Origin of the sequence: Chromobacterium haemolyticum (assembly GCF_002081825.1) — a bacterium.
Classification (GTDB): Bacteria; Pseudomonadota; Gammaproteobacteria; order Burkholderiales; family Chromobacteriaceae; genus Chromobacterium; species Chromobacterium fluminis.
Window position 1 is genome coordinate 43324 of record NZ_MUKU01000011.1, and the last position, 18582, is coordinate 61905.

17 protein-coding genes are annotated in these 18582 nt (G+C 60.6%); 11 read left to right on the forward strand and 6 right to left on the reverse strand.

Annotation, left to right across the window (positions count from 1 at the left end; translation table 11 throughout):
• The first annotated feature begins 3 nt into the window (after positions 1-3).
• The 7 genes from secY to rplQ all read left to right on the forward strand — a co-directional run bounded on the left by secY (position 4) and on the right by rplQ (position 4612).
• On the forward strand, positions 4-1323 hold the full coding sequence (secY, locus tag B0T39_RS10380) for a preprotein translocase subunit SecY (RefSeq protein WP_039755684.1): 1320 nt from the start codon (positions 4-6) through the stop codon (positions 1321-1323).
• A 260-nt stretch (positions 1324-1583) separates the two neighbouring features.
• Complete coding sequence (gene rpmJ / locus B0T39_RS10385; protein WP_011137711.1) at positions 1584-1697, forward strand: 50S ribosomal protein L36; 114 nt, start codon at positions 1584-1586, stop codon at positions 1695-1697.
• 70 nt (positions 1698-1767) lie between these two features.
• Positions 1768-2130, forward strand: coding sequence for a 30S ribosomal protein S13 (rpsM, locus tag B0T39_RS10390; protein ID WP_048411917.1), 363 nt, complete (start codon positions 1768-1770; stop codon positions 2128-2130).
• A gap of 19 nt (positions 2131-2149) precedes the next feature.
• Entirely contained in the window at positions 2150-2545 is a 396-nt protein-coding gene (rpsK, locus tag B0T39_RS10395; RefSeq protein ID WP_008955659.1) for a 30S ribosomal protein S11, read from the forward strand.
• 18 nt (positions 2546-2563) lie between these two features.
• A complete protein-coding gene (gene rpsD / locus B0T39_RS10400) occupies positions 2564-3184 on the forward strand; it encodes a 30S ribosomal protein S4 (RefSeq protein WP_043594097.1) in 621 nt (206 codons plus the stop codon).
• A gap of 23 nt (positions 3185-3207) precedes the next feature.
• Entirely contained in the window at positions 3208-4191 is a 984-nt protein-coding gene (locus B0T39_RS10405) for a DNA-directed RNA polymerase subunit alpha (protein WP_039755788.1), read from the forward strand.
• A 25-nt stretch (positions 4192-4216) separates the two neighbouring features.
• Positions 4217-4612, forward strand: a complete 396-nt coding sequence (gene rplQ, locus B0T39_RS10410; RefSeq protein WP_019102992.1) for a 50S ribosomal protein L17 — start codon at positions 4217-4219, stop codon at positions 4610-4612.
• A gap of 115 nt (positions 4613-4727) precedes the next feature.
• Here rplQ and B0T39_RS10415 read toward each other — a convergent pair whose 3' ends face one another.
• The 3 genes from B0T39_RS10415 to B0T39_RS10425 are packed head-to-tail and all read right to left on the reverse strand — an operon-like array spanning position 4728 to position 7922.
• The gene (locus B0T39_RS10415; protein ID WP_081546302.1) at positions 4728-5639 is read right to left on the reverse strand and encodes a glutaminase; all 912 of its coding nucleotides are present in this window, start codon (positions 5637-5639) and stop codon (positions 4728-4730) included.
• Between the two features lie 52 nt (positions 5640-5691).
• The gene (locus tag B0T39_RS10420) at positions 5692-6489 is read right to left on the reverse strand and encodes an MOSC domain-containing protein (RefSeq protein WP_081546304.1); all 798 of its coding nucleotides are present in this window, start codon (positions 6487-6489) and stop codon (positions 5692-5694) included.
• Positions 6490-6524: 35 nt separating this feature from the next.
• Positions 6525-7922, reverse strand: a complete 1398-nt coding sequence (locus B0T39_RS10425; RefSeq protein WP_081546306.1) for a PLP-dependent aminotransferase family protein — start codon at positions 7920-7922, stop codon at positions 6525-6527.
• A gap of 246 nt (positions 7923-8168) precedes the next feature.
• On the opposite strand from B0T39_RS10425, the gene B0T39_RS10430 reads away from it, so the two are divergent.
• From B0T39_RS10430 to B0T39_RS10445, 4 genes are all read left to right on the forward strand, one after another.
• Complete coding sequence (locus B0T39_RS10430; RefSeq protein ID WP_081546308.1) at positions 8169-10046, forward strand: methyl-accepting chemotaxis protein; 1878 nt, start codon at positions 8169-8171, stop codon at positions 10044-10046.
• Positions 10047-10274: 228 nt separating this feature from the next.
• Positions 10275-11591 (forward strand): aspartate aminotransferase family protein, encoded by a 1317-nt coding sequence (locus tag B0T39_RS10435; RefSeq protein WP_081546310.1) that lies wholly within the window; start codon positions 10275-10277, stop codon positions 11589-11591.
• Between the two features lie 42 nt (positions 11592-11633).
• Positions 11634-13121, forward strand: coding sequence for a CoA-acylating methylmalonate-semialdehyde dehydrogenase (locus B0T39_RS10440; RefSeq protein ID WP_081546312.1), 1488 nt, complete (start codon positions 11634-11636; stop codon positions 13119-13121).
• 172 nt (positions 13122-13293) lie between these two features.
• Complete coding sequence (locus B0T39_RS10445) at positions 13294-14931, forward strand: methyl-accepting chemotaxis protein (protein ID WP_141111167.1); 1638 nt, start codon at positions 13294-13296, stop codon at positions 14929-14931.
• Positions 14932-14976: 45 nt separating this feature from the next.
• Here B0T39_RS10445 and kynA read toward each other — a convergent pair whose 3' ends face one another.
• From kynA to B0T39_RS10460, 3 genes are all read right to left on the reverse strand, one after another.
• Positions 14977-15819: a tryptophan 2,3-dioxygenase gene (gene kynA, locus B0T39_RS10450; protein WP_081546316.1), complete on the reverse strand. Its 843-nt coding sequence runs from the start codon at positions 15817-15819 to the stop codon at positions 14977-14979.
• 165 nt (positions 15820-15984) lie between these two features.
• A complete protein-coding gene (gene lnt, locus B0T39_RS10455) occupies positions 15985-17469 on the reverse strand; it encodes an apolipoprotein N-acyltransferase (RefSeq protein ID WP_141111168.1) in 1485 nt (494 codons plus the stop codon).
• A 259-nt stretch (positions 17470-17728) separates the two neighbouring features.
• Positions 17729-18580 carry an HlyC/CorC family transporter gene (locus B0T39_RS10460; RefSeq protein WP_019102982.1) on the reverse strand — a complete coding sequence of 284 codons (852 nt, stop codon included), beginning with the start codon at positions 18578-18580 and terminating at the stop codon, positions 17729-17731.
• Positions 18581-18582 lie beyond the last annotated feature (2 nt).

Consider the following 18582-nt stretch of genomic DNA (forward strand, 5'->3'; position numbering starts at 1 on the left):
TCTGTGGCGAATACTTCTCTAGTGGCAAATGCCAATAAGTTTGGTGATCTCAAGCGTCGAATCTGGTTCCTGATTGGTGCCCTGATCGTTTATCGCATCGGTGCCCACATTCCGGTTCCGGGTATCAACCCTGCCGAGCTAGCGAAGTTGTTCCACTCATCGCAGACGGGCCTGCTCGACATGTTCAACATGTTCTCGGGCGGCGCCCTCTCGAGATTTACGGTATTTGCCATTGGCATCATGCCGTACATCTCCGCCTCCATCATTCTTCAGCTCGCCTCCGAGGTTCTTCCGAGCCTCAAGCAGCTGAAGAAGGAGGGCGATGCGGGACGTCGTAAGATAACCCAGTACACACGTTACGCCACCGTTTTGCTCGCGACTTTCCAAAGTTTCGGCATTGCGGTGATGCTGTACAAGCAGCCTAACCTGGTGGTCACTCCGCAGTGGGAGTTCTACCTGACGACAGTCGTATCGCTGGTAACCGGCACCATGTTCCTCATGTGGCTGGGCGAGCAGATTACCGAGCGCGGGATTGGCAACGGCATTTCGTTGATCATCTGCGCAGGTATCGCCGCTGGCGTTCCGGCTGCGATCGGCAAGACCTTGACTCTGACCAGTCAGGGTTCTTTGCCTATCCTGTTTGCCGTCGTGTTGTTTGTCGGAGTGATCGTGGTGACTTATGTGGTGGTGTACGCCGAGCGCGGCCAACGCAAAGTCCTGGTGAACTACGCCAAGCGGCAGGTGGGCAATCGCGTCATGCAGGGCCAGAGCACGCATTTGCCGCTCAAGCTCAACATGGCGGGGGTGATTCCGCCGATTTTCGCGTCCAGCATCATCCTGTTCCCGGCCACCGTTCTCGGTTGGTTTGGTCAGGGCGAGCACATGGGCTGGCTGAAGGGCATCGCAGACAAACTGCATCCCGGTCAGCCGATCTACGTGCTGCTGTATGCGGCGGCCATCGTCTTCTTCTGCTATTTCTACACGGCGTTGGTGTTCAACCCGAAGGAAACGGCTGACAACCTGAAGAAGAGCGGTGCCTTCATCCCGGGTATTCGTCCTGGTGAGCAGACTTCCCGATACATCGAGAAGATCATTCTGCGGCTGACGCTGATTGGTGCGATCTATATCACACTGGTCTGCTTGCTGCCGGAGTTCCTGATCTTGAAGTGGAACGTACCGTTCTACTTCGGCGGCACATCGCTGCTGATTATCGTGGTGGTGACCATGGACTTCATGGCGCAGGTACAGTCTTACGTGCTGTCGCATCAGTACGAGAGCTTGCTGAAGAAGGCCAACTTCAAAGGCAACGCGCTCACGCGCTGACAACTTGAGCTCGCGCTGGGTTATTGGCTAAGGAAGACACCATCCAGATGCAGTGCGAAATTCCGGAGTTCGCTTCGGAGTTTTGCTTGTGAATGGACACGTGGTAACCGGGCAGTTCAGGCGGGGTGCGATTGCGTAGGCATTCGCATCCAATCTGACGGCGGTTTGGGGCGAGGGTTTCCCCTCGGTCCTGCCAGTCCCGGATAGTGTTCCGTGCGAAATAACGCACTTGCTCTTTTAGAGGATTGAAAGGAACTGACATGCGAGTACAGCCTTCGGTAAAGAAGATTTGCCGCAACTGCAAAATTATTCGTCGCAATCGCGTAGTTCGCGTGATTTGCACGGATCCGCGTCACAAGCAAAAACAAGGCTAACATTTGTTAGACCTGGATTTGCGTGTTACAATCGCAAACTTTTCAAGGTCTTAAGGCTTAAGGAAAGAGTATGGCCCGTATTGCAGGGGTAAACATCCCCAATCATGCGCATGCCGTTATCGGCCTGCAGGCAATTTTCGGCATCGGTCAGACTCGCGCTCAGCAGATTTGTGCTGCTGCCAGCGTGAACCCTTCCACGAAAGTGAAGGATCTGACTGACGCGGAAATGGAAACTCTGCGTGACGAAGTCGCCAAGTTCACCGTTGAAGGTGATCTGCGTCGTGAAGTCACCATGAGCATCAAGCGTCTGATGGACATGGGCTGCTATCGCGGCTTCCGCCATCGTCGTGGCCTGCCGTGCCGCGGTCAGCGCACTCGCACTAACGCTCGCACCCGTAAGGGGCCGCGTAAGGCGATCGCCGGCAAGAAGTAATTAATAGGAACAACAGATAATGGCTAAAGCAAACACAGCAGTTCGTGTACGCAAGAAAGTGCGCAAGTCTGTTAGCGAAGGCATCGTGCACGTGCACGCTTCGTTCAACAACACCATCATTACGATCACCGACCGTCAAGGCAATGCATTGTCTTGGGCTACCTCTGGCGGCGCTGGTTTCAAGGGCTCGCGCAAGAGTACACCCTTTGCTGCTCAGGTAGCAGCAGAGCACGCTGGTAAAGTTGCCCAAGAATACGGTGTGAAGAACCTCGAAGTTCGTATCAAGGGCCCGGGTCCGGGTCGTGAATCCGCTGTTCGCGCACTCAACGCGCTGGGTTTCAAGATCACCAGCATCTCCGACGTGACGCCGGTACCGCACAACGGTTGCCGTCCGCCCAAAAAACGTCGTATCTAATTCGGAGAGTGTGAGAACATGGCACGTTATATCGGCCCTAAGTGTAAGCTCGCTCGTCGTGAAGGCACCGACCTTTTCCTGAAGAGCGCGCGTCGTGCACTGGATTCCAAGTGCAAACTGGATAGCCCTCCGGGCCAGCATGGCGCTCGTAAGAGCCGCCTGTCTGACTACGGTGTGCAACTGCGTGAAAAGCAGAAAATCCGTCGTATTTACGGTGTACTCGAGCGTCAGTTCCGCAATTACTTTGCGGAAGCTGTGCGTCGCAAGGGCTCTACGGGTGAAAACCTGCTGAAGCTGCTCGAGGCCCGCCTGGACAACGTTGTATATCGCATGGGCTTTGGCTCCACTCGCGCCGAAGCGCGCCAGCTGGTTAGCCACAAGGCTATCGTTGTGAACGGCCAGGTTGTGAACATTCCGTCCTACCAGGTTAAAGCCGGTGACGTAGTGTCCGTCCGTGAAAAAGCCAAGAAACAGGCCCGTATCGTAGAAGGTCTGGCTCTGGCCGAGCAGGGTGGTTTCCCGTCTTGGGTTCTGGTTGATTCCAAGAAAATGGAAGGCACTTTCAAATCCGCTCCGGAACGTTCCGAACTGTCTAGCGATATCAACGAACAACTCGTTGTGGAATTTTACTCCAAGTAATCGCTAGCTCTTAGGGAATGACTATGCAAAACAGCGCTTCGGAATTTCTGAAACCTCGTCTTATCGACGTTCAGCCGGTTTCCGCCACTCACGCTCGTGTGTCGATGGAGCCGTTCGAGCGCGGCTACGCTCATACTCTGGGTAATTCGCTGCGCCGGATTCTGCTGTCGTCGATGCCGGGCTATGCTCCGACCGAAGTGACTATCGCTGGCGTTTTGCATGAGTATTCCGCACTTGATGGCGTGCGCGAGGATGTCGTAGACATCCTCCTCAACCTCAAGGGCGTAGTGCTTAAGCTGCATGGTCGTGACAGTGTTGTGCTGTCCTTGAAAAAGGACGGCGAAGGTGCTGTCTTGGCTGGCGATATCGAACTGCCGCACGATGTGGAAGTGATCAATCCGGACCACGTGATTTGTCACATCTCTTCTGGCGGTAAGATCGACATGGAGATCAAGATCGAAAAAGGCCGCGGCTATCAGCCGGTGTCGGTTCGATCCAATCATGAAGACAACCGTTCCATCGGTACCATTCAACTGGATGCTTCCTTCTCGCCGGTTCGCCGTGTGAGCTTTGCTGTGGAAAGCGCCCGTGTTGAGCAGCGTACCGACCTCGACCGCCTGGTTCTCGATATCGAGACCAACGGCGTGATCGAGCCGGAACAGGCAGTGCGCAACGCTGCTCGTATTCTGATGGATCAACTGTCGATCTTTGCCGATCTCCAAGGCACAGCGGTTGAAGAAGTCGTTGAAAAGGCGCCGCCGATCGATCCGATCCTGCTGCGTCCGGTAGACGATCTTGAACTGACGGTTCGTTCGGCCAACTGCCTGAAAGCTGAGAACATTTATTACATCGGCGATCTGATCCAGCGTACTGAAACCGAGCTTCTGAAGACTCCGAACCTCGGCCGCAAGTCGCTGAACGAGATCAAGGAAGTTCTCGCTTCCAAAGGCCTGACTCTCGGGATGAAACTCGAGAACTGGCCGCCTGCTGGCCTCGAAAAGCCGTAAGGTTTGAGATAAAAGGACATTAACAATGCGTCATCGTTACAGTAATCGTAAACTGAACCGCACGACCAGCCATCGTCTGGCGATGCTGCGCAACATGGCGAACTCGCTGCTGAAGCACGAAGTTATCGTGACCACGCTGCCGAAAGCCAAAGAACTGCGTCGTGTGGCCGAGCCGTTGATTACGCTCGGTAAAAAGCCGTCTCTCGCCAACCGTCGTCTGGCGTTTGACCGCACTCGTGACCGCGATATCGTGGTTAAACTCTTCGACGTTCTCGGCCCGCGCTTCTCCGCCCGCAATGGTGGTTATGTGCGTATCCTGAAGTACGGTTTCCGCAAGGGCGACAACGCCCCGATGGCTCTGGTAGAGCTGGTGGACCGTGCGGAAGATGCCGTAGCGGTTGAAGACAACTCCGCCGAGTAATCGACGAAGTTGAGGAAAAAGCCAGGCGCAAGCCTGGCTTTTTTCATTGCCGGATAAGAAAAAACCCGCCTTGCGCGGGTTTTTTCTTATCCGGTGACCCGGTTGACAGGATGGTTTAAAAAATCGATAAGCCGGTACGCGTGGTGAAGCGATCCAACGCTTCCAGGCCCAGCACCGAATTGCCCTTGCCGTCGAGCTCCGGGCTCCACACGGCGATGCTCATTTTGCCGGGAATGATGGCTAGCATGCCGCCGCCGAGGCCGCTTTTCACCGGCAGGCCCACTCGGTAGGCGAATTCGCCGGCGGCGTCGTAAGTGCCGCAGGTCAGCATCACCGCGTTGATTTGCTTGGCCTGGCTGCGGCTTAGCGATTGCAAGCCGTCGCGGGTGATGCCGTGGTTGGCGAGGAACAAGCCTGCATTGGCCAGCTCCACGCAGTTCATCGTGATGCTGCAGCTGTTGAAATATTGCTGAAGTACGTTCTCCACCTCGTTGTCGAGGTTGTCGTAGCTCTTCATGAAGTGGGCCAGCGCTGCGTTGCGGTGGCCGTGGGCGCGCTCGGATTCGGCGACGCGGGCGTTGCCGCACAAGGTGGCGTTGCCCGACTCCTGGCGCAAGCGGGTCAGCAAGGCGCCGTGGGCGTCGTCAAAATGGCTGACGGCGCGGTCGGTGACGACCAGCGCGCCTGCGTTGATGAAGGGATTGCGAGGAACGCCGTCCTCGTATTCCAGCTGCACCAGCGAATTGAACGGGTTGCCGGAGGGTTCTTTGCCGACATGGCTCCATAAGGAGTCGCCATCGGCCTCCAGCGTGAGCGCCAGCATGAAAGCTTTGGAAATACTTTGGATGGAAAAGGGAACGGCGGCGTCGCCGCAGCGGTAATGGCGGCCATCCAAGGTGGTGATGGCCATGCCGAACTGACGCGGCGGCACTTCGGCCAGCGCCGGAATGTAGTCGGCGACTCGGCCTTGGCCGTAGTAGGCGACAACTTCTGCGTGGATTTGATCGAGTAGGTCTTGCAAATTCATTAATTCATTCAGCATAAATCGGTCAAAACGCCGGTGGCCCGGCGTTGGGAAATCAAAATTCGTAGCGGGTTTCCAGCACGCTGAAATCGGCGCCCAATTCCAGCAGGCCTTCATTGCGAGGCACCAAATTAACGCCGAAGCAGACGCCTTCCGGCAAGGTGCGGATGCTGACCAGCGTGCGCAGAGGCTGCTGTTCCGGCGACTTGATGCCGGTATCCGGGTCCACCGTGGTCAGCACACAGCGCGAACATGGCTTGGCGACGTCGAACACCACGCCGCCGATCTGCACGACTTTCCAATCGTCCTCTTCCCAGGCGTAATCGCCGCTGACCACCAGATTGGGGCGGAAATGGCGCAGTGTAACCGGCTGATCCAGCTCGTCGTTCAATGCGTCCAGCGATGCCTGATTCACTAGTAGATAGGGGTAGCCGTCGGCGAAGGACATCGCGTGTTCGCTGTCCTTCAGCCGGCGATTGGAATGCATGCCCAGCCACAGCAGCCGGCAGGGTTCGTTCAGTACTTCGCTGAACCAGCGATCGACGGCGGCGTCGCCATGATAGGCGGCAAAGTTATCCTTCCATACCGTGGCCGGCGCGTCTTGCTGGTATTGAGTGCTCATTGCCAGTACTGGCGTCTTGCCTGGAAATTTGAACAGCGCGCCGCCTGGAATCAGGTCTACCTCCACGCGCACTAGCTGCGGATGGGTGCGGGCGGTGAAGAAGCGGCCGTTGTCTCCCGTCAGCAGCCATTCGCGATCATGCAGCAGGCCCTGCTTGCCGGCGAAGGCGCGGCTGTAGGAAAGGCCGCGACAGGATTTCAACGGATGGACGAACATTTCGACGAGTTGCATGATGGGCTCCGCTAAGCTGTGGTTACCGCATGTTATCACTGCGGCGGGCTACTCAGAAAATCCCACAGCCGACGATCCTGGCTGAAGGCGACGTTAAAGCGCAGCCAGTCGGAGGGCATGCCGTAGGCGCGGAACAGATGACCGGGCGCGAGCAGGATCTTGTGTTGCTGCGCTTGTTCGGCCAGCCGCCTGGCGTCTAGCTCTCCGGGGGGCCGCGCCAGCAGGAACAGGCCGTTGGCCGGCCGCGCGAACAGCTGCCAGCCGTGTTCGAGGAACAACTGTTGGCATTGCGCTTGCGCTTCGGCCAGCCGTGCGCGCAGCCGCTCCAACTGACGGCGGTAGCGGCCCTCTGACACCAATTCCAGCGCCAGCCTCTCGTTCAGCTCCGGCGAGGTCAGCCCGGACATCATCTTGTAATGAACGATGTGCTCTAGCAGTTCGGACGGGCCGCACAGATAGCCGACGCGCAGGCCCGGCGATAGCGACTTGGAGAAACTGTCGATGTAGAGCACGCGCTTGAGGCCGTCCAGTGCCGCCAGCGCGGGTTGGCGGTCGCCGGCGAAGTCCGCGGAAACATTGTCCTCCACAATCAGGAAGTCGTACTCCTCAGCCAGCCGCAACACCTGGTGGGCGATGGACGGCGCATAGCTGGCGCCGGTGGGGTTTTGCAGCCAGGGGTTGGTGAAGAAGGCCCGCGGTCGATGCTGGAGCAGCAGCGCGCGCAATTGCTCGAGATCGGGACCGTGTTCGGTCCAAGGCACCGGCACCAGCTTGAACTCGCGAAACGCCAGGCAGGACAGCAGGTTGCAATAACCGGGATCATCCACCAGCACGGTGTCTCCGGCTTGAAGCAGCGCGCAGGCCGCCATGTCCAGCGCGCGGCTGGCGCCCTGGGTCAGTGCGATGTCGTCGGCGCGAGCCTGGATGCCGCGTTCGCTCAGACGGTCGGCCAAATGTTCGCGCAAAGGCAGAAAGCCCTTTGGGTCGCCGTAGCCGGGAGCGACGACGGCGTCGCGGGCCAGTTGCCGCAGCGCTTTTTGTTGAGCTTCGGCGTCGTACCAGTGGGAGGGCAGCCAGCCGCAGCCGGCGAACAGGGTATTGGCGTCTTGCTGGTAAATCTTGCGCAGCAGCCAGTATTCGTCCACCGGCCAGACGCGAGGAGCTGCCGGCAGATCGGGTGGCCGGCTTTCCCGCCTAGCCTCCACGTAAAAGCCCGAGCCCGGTCGCGCGGCCAGATAGCCCAGAGTCACCAGCCTATCGTAGGCCTCGGCCACGGTGAAAGGGCTGACGTCCAGCTCCCCGGCCATTCTGCGAATAGATGGGATTTTTGCGCCTTTACGCCATTGGCCGCATTGGATGGCGGAAATAGCTGAATTGACGATGTTTTCAACCAATGTAATGCCATCTATGGGCATAAGATTCAGGCTAGCCATTGCGCACTATTTGAGCATCATTGATATTGGGCCTGTCCGTTGAGAACAGCTTGTGATAAATATCACGTCATAAGCCGGATGGCATGTCGCAGCCGTCAATCTGTATGTTTTTTGTTGAGCTTTGCTGACGGAACGGCTAAGACAAGAACAGAGCCTACCGGCATTGAGAATGATCATAACAGTGCTTTGTCGCGGAATGACAAGCAATCGCGGCGAGCCAAGTCGAATTGGGGATGGAGGACGGAAATGCGCTCTTTGCGTGTAAAGTTGATTGTATTCATTGCAGTGCTGCTGGTTTTGCTGGGCGCCATTATTACGACCTTGGTGTATACCCAGATGCGCAACGAGATTGTTCAGGGCGTGGACAATGAGTTGTCCAGCACCTCGCGCGGATACGCCAATCTGGTCAAGGACTGGTACGGCGGCAAGGTCAAGGTGGTGATAGCCGGCAATCCGGTGGTGGGAACGCCGGAGCCTATGCCGATGCTGGCTCGCTTGAGTCAGGCCGGCGGCTACGACATGACCTATATCGGCACGGCTGATCACAAAATGATCCGTTCCGACTTCAAGCCGCAACCGGCGGGTTACGATCCTGTGGCGCGTCCTTGGTATCAGCAGGCTCAGGCCAGCGGCAAGCCGGGCGTATCCGATCCCTACGTCGATTTCGACACCAAGAAATTGGTGGTGACTTTCGTGTCCCCGGTGTTCGACGGTTCCACGCTGAAAGCGGTGGTGGGCGGCGACATCTTCATCGACGATCTGGTCAAGACCGTGCTGTCCGCCAAGTTGCGGGGCAACGGTTACGCCTTCCTGGTGGATAAGGCCGGCAAGGTGATCGCGCACCCGGACACCACCTTGACGCTGAAGCCGCTGGCGGAAAAAGTGCCGGCGTTGACCGGTGAGAAGCTGGTGCAGTTGTCCACTAGCAGTGCGATGGAGGAAATCGAAGTCAACGGCGAGACCAAGCTGGTGCAAGTCGATCCGGTGGAAGGCACCAACTGGTTGCTGGGCGTGATGATAGACAAGTCCGTGGTCAACGAGCCGCTGGAAAAACTGCTGTTGACCGTGGTGGGCTTGGGCGCGCTGTGCGTGGTGGTGCTGATCCCGGTGGCCAGCGTGATGCTGAGCAAGATGTTGGCCGGCCTTGGCCGCTTGCGCAACGCGATGCTGGAGATATCCAAGGGCGAGGGCGATTTGACCCGCCGCATCGAAGTGCAGGGCCAGGATGAGATCGCGGAGACCGCCACCGCGTTCAACAGCTTCATTCATCGTTTGCAAAGCATGTTCGTGGCGGTGCGCACCGAGGCGGAAAACGTCACCAACGGCGTGCAGAGCGTGGCGACAACGGTGGATCAGGTGGCGCGTGATTCCCGGCAAATTTCCGATGTGTCCAGCTCCAACGCCGCAACGCTGGAGGAAATCACCGTCAGCATTTCCCATATCGCCGACGCCGCGCGCGAGGCGGATTCGCTGGTCAACCACACCGGCACCGTGTCCAGCGAAAGTGCGGACGAAATGCAGCGCATCTCCCGCGAGATGAATAGTACGGTGGAGGCGGTGAAGGGCTTGTCCGGCATGTTGGTGTCGCTGGATCAGCGCTCGCAGCAGATCAGCGGCATTACCAATGTGATCAAGGATATCGCCGATCAAACCAACTTGTTGGCCTTGAACGCGGCGATCGAAGCGGCGCGCGCAGGCGAAATGGGCCGCGGCTTTGCGGTGGTGGCGGACGAAGTTCGCAAACTGGCCGAGCGCACCGGCCAGGCCACGGTGGAAATTTCCAGCATGGTCAGCACCATCCGTGAGGAAACCAGCCAGGCGGTGACCAATATGCAGCGCACCGTCAGCTCGGTGGACGGTGGCGTAGAACTGACAGACAGCGCGGTGCAGCGTATTGAGCAGATCCAGCAGGCGATGCAGGAGGTGATGGCCAAGATGAACGAGATCACCTTGTCCACCAGCGAGCAACATAAGGCCACTACTTTGATTGCGCAGAGCACTGAGCAGATCAACGGCCGCATCGTCGACAGCGACGGCGCATTGCAGACGGTGCACGATACGCTGAATGATCTATCGCAGGCGGCCAAAGATATGCGGCAGCTGTTCTCCAGCTTCCGCGTCTGAGAACCTGTTCAATATCTGTTGCGCGCTTGTAAGACCTGAACACGTTCTGAACGAGTGCAACTGTCTTGTGAAAACCCGGCTACGGCCGGGTTTTTTCATAGTTTTGACTGTACTGGCGATTTTGCCGATACGGGACTGTGCAAATTCGCGCCAACTGTACCTGTAATTGTATTGGTGCAGCCGCTAGATTAGTTGTCATCATTCGGCCGAGAGCCAGGGGAGACAACGATGAATCAGCCGCAGATGGACGCGTTCTGGATGCCCTTCACCGCCAACCGCCAGTTCAAGAGCGCCCCGCGCATGCTGGTGAGTGCCGACGGCATGTATTACACCGACGACCAAGGCCGCCAGATCCTGGACGGCAGCGCCGGCTTGTGGTGTGTGACCGCCGGCCACAACCGCAAGCCCATCGTCGAGGCGGTGCAGCGCCAAGTGGCGACGCTGGATTACGCGCCGCCGTTCCAGATGGCGCACCCCAAGGCCTTCGAGGCCGCAGACAAGCTGGTGGCGATGGCACCCAAGGGCTTGAGTAAGGCCTTCTTCGTGGGTTCCGGCTCGGAGGCGGTGGACACCGCGCTGAAGATGGCGGTAGCTTATCACCGCGTGCGCGGCGACGCCGCCCGCGTCAAGCTGATCGGCCGCGAGCGCGGCTATCACGGCGTCAACTTTGGCGGCATCTCGGTGGGCGGCATGGCCGGCAACCGCAAACACTTTCCGGTGTCCCTGCCGGCGGTGGACCATTTGCGCAGCACTCACGACCTTGCCCGCAACGCTTTCAGCCGCGGCGAGCCCGAGCACGGCGCCGAGTTCGCCGACGAACTGGAAGCGCGCATCCTGACCCTGCACGATCCGTCCACCATCGCCGCCGTCATTGTCGAGCCGATGGCCGGCTCCACCGGCGTGCTGATCCCGCCCAAGGGCTATTTGCGGCGCCTGCGCGAAATTTGCGACCGCTACGGCATCCTGCTGATCTTCGACGAGGTGATTACCGGCTTCGGCCGCCTGGGCGCGGATTGGGCGGCCAACAAGTTTGGCGTGCTGCCGGACATCATCACTTGCGCCAAGGGCCTGACCAATGGTGTGGTGCCGATGGGCGCGCTGCTGGTGAAGCCGGAGATCCACGACGCTTTCATGGCCGCCGCCGGCGAGCGCATGATTGAGTTCCCCCACGGCTACACCTATTCCGCCCACCCGCTGGCCTGCGCCGCGGCGATCGCCTCGTTGGACCTGTACCGCGAGGAGCAGTTGTTCGAGCGCGCCGCCGGGCTGTCCGCTTATTTCGAGGAGCGCGCGCACGCTTTGCGCGGCCAGCCCTACGTCAAGGACATCCGCAACCTGGGCCTGGTGGCCGGCATCGAAATGGACAGCCGCCCCGGCGCGGCCGGGCAGCGCGGTTTCGACGTCTTCCTCAAGTGCTGGGAACAAGGCGTGCTGGTGCGCTTCACGGGCGACATCCTGGCGGTGTCGCCGCCCTTGATCATCGAAAAGCACGAGATCGACCGGCTGTTCGACACCATCGCCTCCGCCTTGCGCGCCTGCGAGTAAGCGCGGCGCCGAATACTCAATTCATTCGAATCGGAACATAAGATGCAGACCATTCCTCATTACATCGGCGGCGAACGCTGCGAAGGCCAGAGCGGCCGCTTTGGCGATGTCTACAACCCGGCGTTGGGCAGCGTCGCCGCCCGCGTGCCGCTGACGAGCCCGGACGAGGTCCAGGCCGCGGTGGCGGCGGCACGCAAGGCCTTCCCTGCCTGGGCGGAAACCTCGCCGCTGAAGCGGGCGCGGGTGATGTTCAAGTTCAAGGAGTTGCTGGAGCAGAACCAGCAGCGGCTGGCGGCGCTGATCTCCAGCGAGCACGGAAAGGTGGTGTCCGACGCCATCGGCGAGGTTGCCCGCGGCCTGGAGGTGGTGGAGTTCGCCTGCGGCATTCCGCAACTGCTGAAAGGCGAGTTCACCGAACAGGTGGGCGGTGGCATCGACAGTCATTCCATGCGCCAGCCGCTGGGCGTGGTGGCCGGGATCACCCCGTTCAACTTTCCGGCCATGGTGCCGCTGTGGATGTTCCCGGTCGCCTTGGCCTGCGGCAACTGTTTCATCCTCAAACCGTCCGAGCGCGACCCGTCCGCCGCGCTGCTATTGGCGGAACTGCTGCAGCAGGCCGGCTTGCCGGCCGGCGTGTTCAGCGTGGTGCACGGCGACAAGCAGGCGGTGGACGCTTTGCTCGTCCATCCTGACATCGCCGCGCTCAGCTTCGTCGGCTCAACGCCCATCGCCCAGTACATCTACGAAACCGGCGCGCGTCACGGCAAGCGGGTGCAGGCGCTGGGCGGCGCCAAGAACCACCTGGTGGTGATGCCGGACGCGGATCTGGACGGCGCGGTGGAGGCTCTGATCGGCGCCGCTTACGGCTCGGCCGGCGAGCGCTGCATGGCGATCTCGGTGGTGTTGGCGGTGGGCGATATCGGCGACGCGCTGGTGGAACGGTTGGCCGAACGCGCGCGCAATCTGAAGATAGGCGTGGGCGACGACGCGGCGGCGGAAATGGGGCCGTTGGTGACGCGCCAGCATTTGGACAAGGTGACGGGCTATGTCGATCAGGGCGTGGCCGAAGGCGCGCAACTGGTGGTGGACGGCCGCGGCTACCGCCATCCCGGTCACGAGGACGGGTTTTTCCTCGGCGGCTGCTTGTTCGACCATGTGACGCCGGAGATGACCATCTATAAGGAGGAAATCTTCGGGCCGGTGCTGGCGGTAGTGCGGGTGGCGGACTTCGACAGCGCGGTCAGCCTGATCAACGCCCATCCCTTCGCCAACGGCACCAGCATCTTCACCCGTTCCGGCGGCGCCGCGCGCGAGTTCAGTCACCGCATTCAGGTGGGCATGGTGGGCATCAATGTGCCGATCCCGGTACCGATGGCTTTCCACAGCTTTGGCGGCTGGAAGGCCTCGCTGTTCGGCGACCACCATATGCACGGCCCGGAGGGTGTGCGTTTCTATACCCGGATGAAGACGGTGACCAGCCGCTGGCCGGCCAAGATGACCGCCGAATTCGTGATGCCGACAATGAAGTAAGGACGGAATGATGACTCTGGACGCGTGCTCGCGTCCAGTTTAACCCGGAGCGATCCGGGTTTTTTTATGCTATTGATATTTTTCATCGAAATGCCTCAAACTGGGATTAATCGCATAAGAAAGAGCGATAAGCACTGTCTAGAATAAGCTAACAAGGTGTGGGGAGATGGAGATGAATAAAACAACAATGAGCCTGCGCGGCCGGCTGCTTTTGCTATTGGTGGCGATGGCGCTGCTGGTGACGGCGATAGGCGTGCTCTCGGTGATGCGCGAGCGGGACGCCATGTTGCAGGATCGCAAGGACAAGACGCGCAATCTGGTGGAGTCCGCAGCGGCGCTGGTGACGTCTTACGAGAAGATGGCGGCGGACGGCAAGATGAGCGAGCCGCAGGCCAAGCAACTGGCGGCGGCGGCGCTGAGCAGCATGCGTTACGACGAGCGTGAGTATTTCTTCGCCTTCGACAAGGGCCTGACCTATGTCGCCCACGGCGTGAAGCCGGCCTTGATCGGCAAAAATCTGCACGGGGTCAAGGAGGGGAGCGGCCAGGACATGGGCCAGTTGTTCGACCAAGCCTTGAGCGCCGGCGGCGGCAAGGGCTATGCCGGCTATGTCTGGGACAAACCGGGTTTTGACGCGCCGCAGCCCAAGATTTCCTATTTGATGACCTCCCCCGGCTGGGGCTGGGTGCTGGGCACCGGCATTTATCTGGACGACGTGGCGGCCGCCTATCACAAATCGCTGTTCAATCTGGCGCTGGAGGTTGGCGTGATCCTGCTGCTGCTGGCTGGTCTGGGCGGCTACATCATGCGCAGCGTGCTGGGCCAGTTGGGCGGCGAGCCGGCGGTCACCGTGGACATCGTCAAGCGCATCGCCGCCGGCCAGCTGGATATGGCGGTGCCGGTGAAGGCTGGCGACCGCGACAGCCTGCTGGCCAATGTGGCCGGCATGCAGGGAGAGTTGAGGCAGCTGGTGGGCGAAATCGCCGCCGCGGCCAATCGGGTGTCGGAGATGAGCGCGGATGTCAGCAGCCATGCCAGCGAAGTGGCCAACGGTTCGGAACAGCAGAGCGAGGCGGCCACCTCGATGGCGGCGTCGATAGAAGAGCTGACCGTCAGCATCAACCATATTTCCGATCGCGCCCAGGACGCCCGCAACCTGTCCGAACAGTCCGGCGAGTCATCTCAGCAGGGCAGCGAGGTGATCTCGCGCGCGGTGGCGGAAATGCGCCGCATCAATGAATCGGTGGAACTGGCCGCCGGCACCATCAACGAGCTGGTGGACAAGGCACAGGTGATCTCCGGCATCATGCAAGTGATCAAGGACATCGCCGATCAGACCAATCTCCTGGCCCTGAACGCGGCGATCGAAGCGGCGCGCGCCGGCGAGCAGGGCCGGGGCTTCGCGGTGGTGGCGGACGAGGTGCGCAAGCTGTCCGAGCGCACGGCTCAGGCTACCGAAGAGATTGCCGGCATGATTGCCGAGATCCAGCAAAGCTCCACCCAATCGCACGGTTCGATGGAAGAGGCGGTGCGGCGCGCGAAGAACGGACTGGAGCTGGCCGAGCAGGGCGGCGCGGCGGTGGGCGAGATCAGCCAGAGCGCCGGCGGGGTGCTGGGCGTGGTCAACGATATTTCACACGCGCTGAAGGAGCAGGGCACCGCCAGCCAGGATATCGCCCAATACGTCGAGCAGATTGCGATGAGCTCCAGCAAGAACGCGCAGGCGGCATCCACCGCCTCGGCGGCGCTGGCGGACATGAGCCAGCTGGCCGGCAATCTGCGCGGGCTGGTGTCGCGCTTCCGCTGTTGAGAGGCGACGCGGCGGCCCGGGCCGCCGCCGTTTCCCCCCGCCGCGTTAGCGGCCTATCTCGGTGCGCACGTCCAGCAACTCAGGGAAGAAGGTCAGCTCCAGCGCCTGCTTGAGGAAGCGCACGCCGCTGGAGCCGCCGGTGCCCTGTTTGAAGCCGATGACCCGTTCCACCGTCTTCATGTGCCGGAAGCGCCACAGATGGAAGTATTCCTCCACGTCCACCAGCTTCTCCGCCATCTCATAGGCTTCCCAGTGCTGCTGCGGCTGATCGTAGATCAACTTGAACAGCGGGATCAGCTCCGGGTTGCGCTGATAGGGCTGCGACCAGTCGCGTTCCAGGCTGGAGGCCGGCACCGGCAGTCCGCGGCGCGCCAGAAGGCGCAGGAATTCGTCGTACAGGCTGGGCGCGTCCAGAATGGCTTTTAGCGCGGCGTGCTTGTCCGGCTCGTGGGCAAACACGTTCAGCATCGCCTGATTCTTGTTGCCCAGCAGGAATTCGATGGAACGGTATTGGTGGGACTGGAAACCGGAGGAGTTGCCCAGCACGTCGCGGAACTCCATGTATTCGGACGGCGTCAGCGTTTCCAGCACCGCCCATTGTTCAAACAGCAGGCGTTGGATTTGCTTGACCCGCGCCAGGCATTTGAAGCTGGGCCCCAGCGTGTCCTGCTGGACGAAGCGCACCGCGGCCTGCAATTCGTGCAGCATCAATTTCATCCACAATTCCGACGTTTGATGCTGGATCACAAACAGCAGCTCGTCGTGGTGCGGCGGATTGGACAGCGGTTTCTGGCAGGCCAGCAGTTCATCCAGGCACAGATAACCGCCGTAGCTCATGCGCTCGGAAAAGTTGGTGACGATCCCGGCTTCCAGTTTTCTCTCGTTCATGGTGTTTCTTTCCCTTGTAGAGGCGGCGCGGCGTTTCTTGGTGTGGTTCCGGTACGGGACCGGTTCGCGTCGCCGGCGAATGATGATCGGGAATCCGGGGGCGAATGTCAAAACGCGCGATGTTCCAGTGTGGAAACATCGCGCGTTAGCAAGGCGGAGGACAGCTCAAGGCCGGTGTTTGCGCCCCAGTAACATGGCTAGCAGCAGCAGCGCCGCGCAACCTATCAAGACCGGCATATTGCCGTGGCGCATATAGGGCGTCAGCCCCTGGCGGCCCTGGGCGAAGCCCTGCAACACCTGGCGGGTGTAGGGCGCCGCCACCGCGGCGATTTCGCCGTCCGGGCGGATGATGGCGGTCATGCCGTTATTGGTGGCGCGCAGCATGTAGCGGCCGTTTTCCATCGCGCGGGCCTGGGACAGCTGCAGGTGCTGGCTCATCGCCACGCTCTTGCCGAACCAGGCCAGGTTGCTGACGTTGGCCATGATGCTGGCTTGGGAGGCCGGGCCTATCAGTTCTTCGCCGAAGCTGTCCTCGTAGCAGACGTTGAAGGCGATCTTCTCGCCGGCCAGCGTCAGCGGCGGTTGATTGGCGCCGCCGCTGCTGAAGCCGGACATCGGCATATTCATGAACTGGTAGATCCAGCCTATCAGGCCGGGCACCGGGATGAATTCGCCAAAGGGCACCAGGTGGTCCTTGGCGAAGAAGGGGCGGCCCGGCGTGGTCAGCGCCACCACCGCGTTCAAATAGCCGCGGCCGTCGTTGGTGCGGCGCGGCACGCCGGTGGCCAGCGCCATGCCGGCGCGCTGGGCCTGGCCTTCCATCATGCTCAGATAGCCGGACGGCAGGTCGTCGAGGAAGAGCGGCAGCGCGGTTTCCGGCAGCAGCATCAGGTCGGCGCGGGCGGTGGCCACTTGCTGGTAATACACGCGTAGCGATTCTTCCAGGTTTTCCGGCGACCATTTCAGTTCCTGGGCGATATTGCCCTGGGCCAGCGCCACGCTGATCGGCTTGCCCTGAGGCAAGGTCCATTCAATGCTTTTCAGCCAGAGGCCGTTGCCCCATACCGCCAGCGCGGCGATCAGCAGGCCGGCGCGCATCTTCCCGCCACTGTGAATCATCAGCGCCAGCGCGCCGGCGGACAACGCCACCAGGTAGGTGACCAGATGGGAACCGCCCAGCGGCGCGTAGCCGGCCAGCGGGCTTTCCGTGATCTGGGAGTAGCCGGCGGCGGCCCAGGGGAAACCGGTCAGCACCCAGCCGCGCAGCCATTCCCCCAGCTCCCACAAGGCCGGAAAGGCCAGCAGCCAGCGTTGCCAAGGCTTGGCGGTGACGCGGGCGCTCAGCCACATCGCTAGGCCCGGGTAGAGAGCCAGATAGGCCGGCAGCAAGAGCACCAGCGGCAAGGCGATCCAGACTGGCAGGCCGGCCACGTCGTGCAGGCTGTTGTAGATCCAGTTGAAGTTGCTGGTGTAGGCGGCCAAGCCCCAGACATAGCCGATCCAGAACGCGTGTTGCGGGTGGCGCTGGGTCAGGTCCGCCAGCGCCGCAAGCGACAGGGGCATGATCCAGAACAAGCGGTAGGGGGCGAAGGCGAATAGTGTGAGGCTGCCAGCCAAGGCGGCTGCCAGCAGGACCAGTAAAGTGCGCATGGTAGGCATCAGGCGAAGCCGGCCGGCAAAAGCCGGCCGACGGATTGTCAAATAGCTGATATTCATCTTAGGAGCGGGAGACGCGGGCACCAAGCCCAATCCGGCCTCTTGCGCCTGGAGATGGTTTTCAGAGCCTGCTTTCGAGCTTGCGAACGAGGGCGAAACCGGATGAGAAAGCGAGTGTACACGGGGTACATGAGCATTTCTAAGGGGTTCTCACCGTGTAAGGCTCCGACTCGCAGCAGATTTAAACAGGTCCTCAGACCTCGCTGGTCTCGCCGGCCTGAATCCGCTCCACCAGCAGGGTGTCTACGCGGCGGTTGTCGGCGCGCAGCACGGTGAAGCGCAGGCCGGCGGCTTCCACCGCTTCGCCGCGCTTGGGCAGGTGGCCGGTCAGGGAGATCACCAGGCCGCCGACAGTGTCGACGTCGTCGTCTTCGAAATCGGTTTCAAAGTAATGGTTGAAGTCCTCGATCTCGGTTAGCGCCTTGACCCGGTAGCGCTGATGGCCGCGCACCGGCAGGATGTCTTCCTCGTCGTCCTCGGTGTCGTATTCGTCCTCGATGTCGCCGACGATCTGCTCGATCACGTCTTCGATGGTCACCAGGCCGGAGACGCCGCCGTATTCGTCCACCACTACCGCCATGTGGTTGTGGGTGGCGCGGAAATCGCGCAGCAGCACGTTCAGCGGCTTGGATTCCGGCACAAACACCGCCGGACGCAGCACCGCTTTCAAATCGAAGCTGGCCGGCGCGTGGAAGTAGCGCAACAGTTCCTTGGCCAACAGAATGCCCAGCACGTCGTCCTTGCTGTCGCCTATCACCGGAAAGCGCGAGTGTCCGGAGTCGATCACCATCGGCAGGAAGCGGGTGATCGGGTCGTCGCAGCTGATCACGTTCATCTGGCTGCGCGGGATCATGACGTCGCGCACGGTCAGCTCGCTGACTTCCAGCACGCCCTCGATCATGCCGAGCGCTTCCGCGTCCAGCAGATTGCGCTCGAAGGCGTTGTGCAAGAGTTCGATCAACTCTTCGCGATCTTCCGGCTCGCGCAGCAACATGGTGGACAGGCGTTCCAGCCAAGTCGGCCGCGGTTTACTGGGGTCTTCCATTT

Excerpts from the sequence above, each read along its gene's own strand:
- rpmJ (WP_011137711.1), top strand. The coding sequence starts at position 1,584 with ATGCGAGTACAGCCTTCGGTAAAGAAGATTTGCCGCAACTGCAAAATT.
- rpsM (WP_048411917.1), top strand. The coding sequence starts at position 1,768 with ATGGCCCGTATTGCAGGGGTAAACATCCCCAATCATGCGCATGCCGTT.
- rpsK (WP_008955659.1), top strand. The coding sequence starts at position 2,150 with ATGGCTAAAGCAAACACAGCAGTTCGTGTACGCAAGAAAGTGCGCAAG.
- rpsD (WP_043594097.1), top strand. The coding sequence starts at position 2,564 with ATGGCACGTTATATCGGCCCTAAGTGTAAGCTCGCTCGTCGTGAAGGC.
- B0T39_RS10405 (WP_039755788.1), top strand. The coding sequence starts at position 3,208 with ATGCAAAACAGCGCTTCGGAATTTCTGAAACCTCGTCTTATCGACGTT.
- rplQ (WP_019102992.1), top strand. The coding sequence starts at position 4,217 with ATGCGTCATCGTTACAGTAATCGTAAACTGAACCGCACGACCAGCCAT.
- B0T39_RS10415 (WP_081546302.1), bottom strand. The coding sequence starts at position 5,639 with ATGAATTTGCAAGACCTACTCGATCAAATCCACGCAGAAGTTGTCGCC.
- B0T39_RS10420 (WP_081546304.1), bottom strand. The coding sequence starts at position 6,489 with ATGCAACTCGTCGAAATGTTCGTCCATCCGTTGAAATCCTGTCGCGGC.
- B0T39_RS10425 (WP_081546306.1), bottom strand. The coding sequence starts at position 7,922 with ATGGCTAGCCTGAATCTTATGCCCATAGATGGCATTACATTGGTTGAA.
- B0T39_RS10430 (WP_081546308.1), top strand. The coding sequence starts at position 8,169 with ATGCGCTCTTTGCGTGTAAAGTTGATTGTATTCATTGCAGTGCTGCTG.
- B0T39_RS10435 (WP_081546310.1), top strand. The coding sequence starts at position 10,275 with ATGAATCAGCCGCAGATGGACGCGTTCTGGATGCCCTTCACCGCCAAC.
- B0T39_RS10440 (WP_081546312.1), top strand. The coding sequence starts at position 11,634 with ATGCAGACCATTCCTCATTACATCGGCGGCGAACGCTGCGAAGGCCAG.
- B0T39_RS10445 (WP_141111167.1), top strand. The coding sequence starts at position 13,294 with ATGAATAAAACAACAATGAGCCTGCGCGGCCGGCTGCTTTTGCTATTG.
- kynA (WP_081546316.1), bottom strand. The coding sequence starts at position 15,819 with ATGAACGAGAGAAAACTGGAAGCCGGGATCGTCACCAACTTTTCCGAG.
- lnt (WP_141111168.1), bottom strand. The coding sequence starts at position 17,469 with ATGCGCACTTTACTGGTCCTGCTGGCAGCCGCCTTGGCTGGCAGCCTC.
- B0T39_RS10460 (WP_019102982.1), bottom strand. The coding sequence starts at position 18,580 with ATGGAAGACCCCAGTAAACCGCGGCCGACTTGGCTGGAACGCCTGTCC.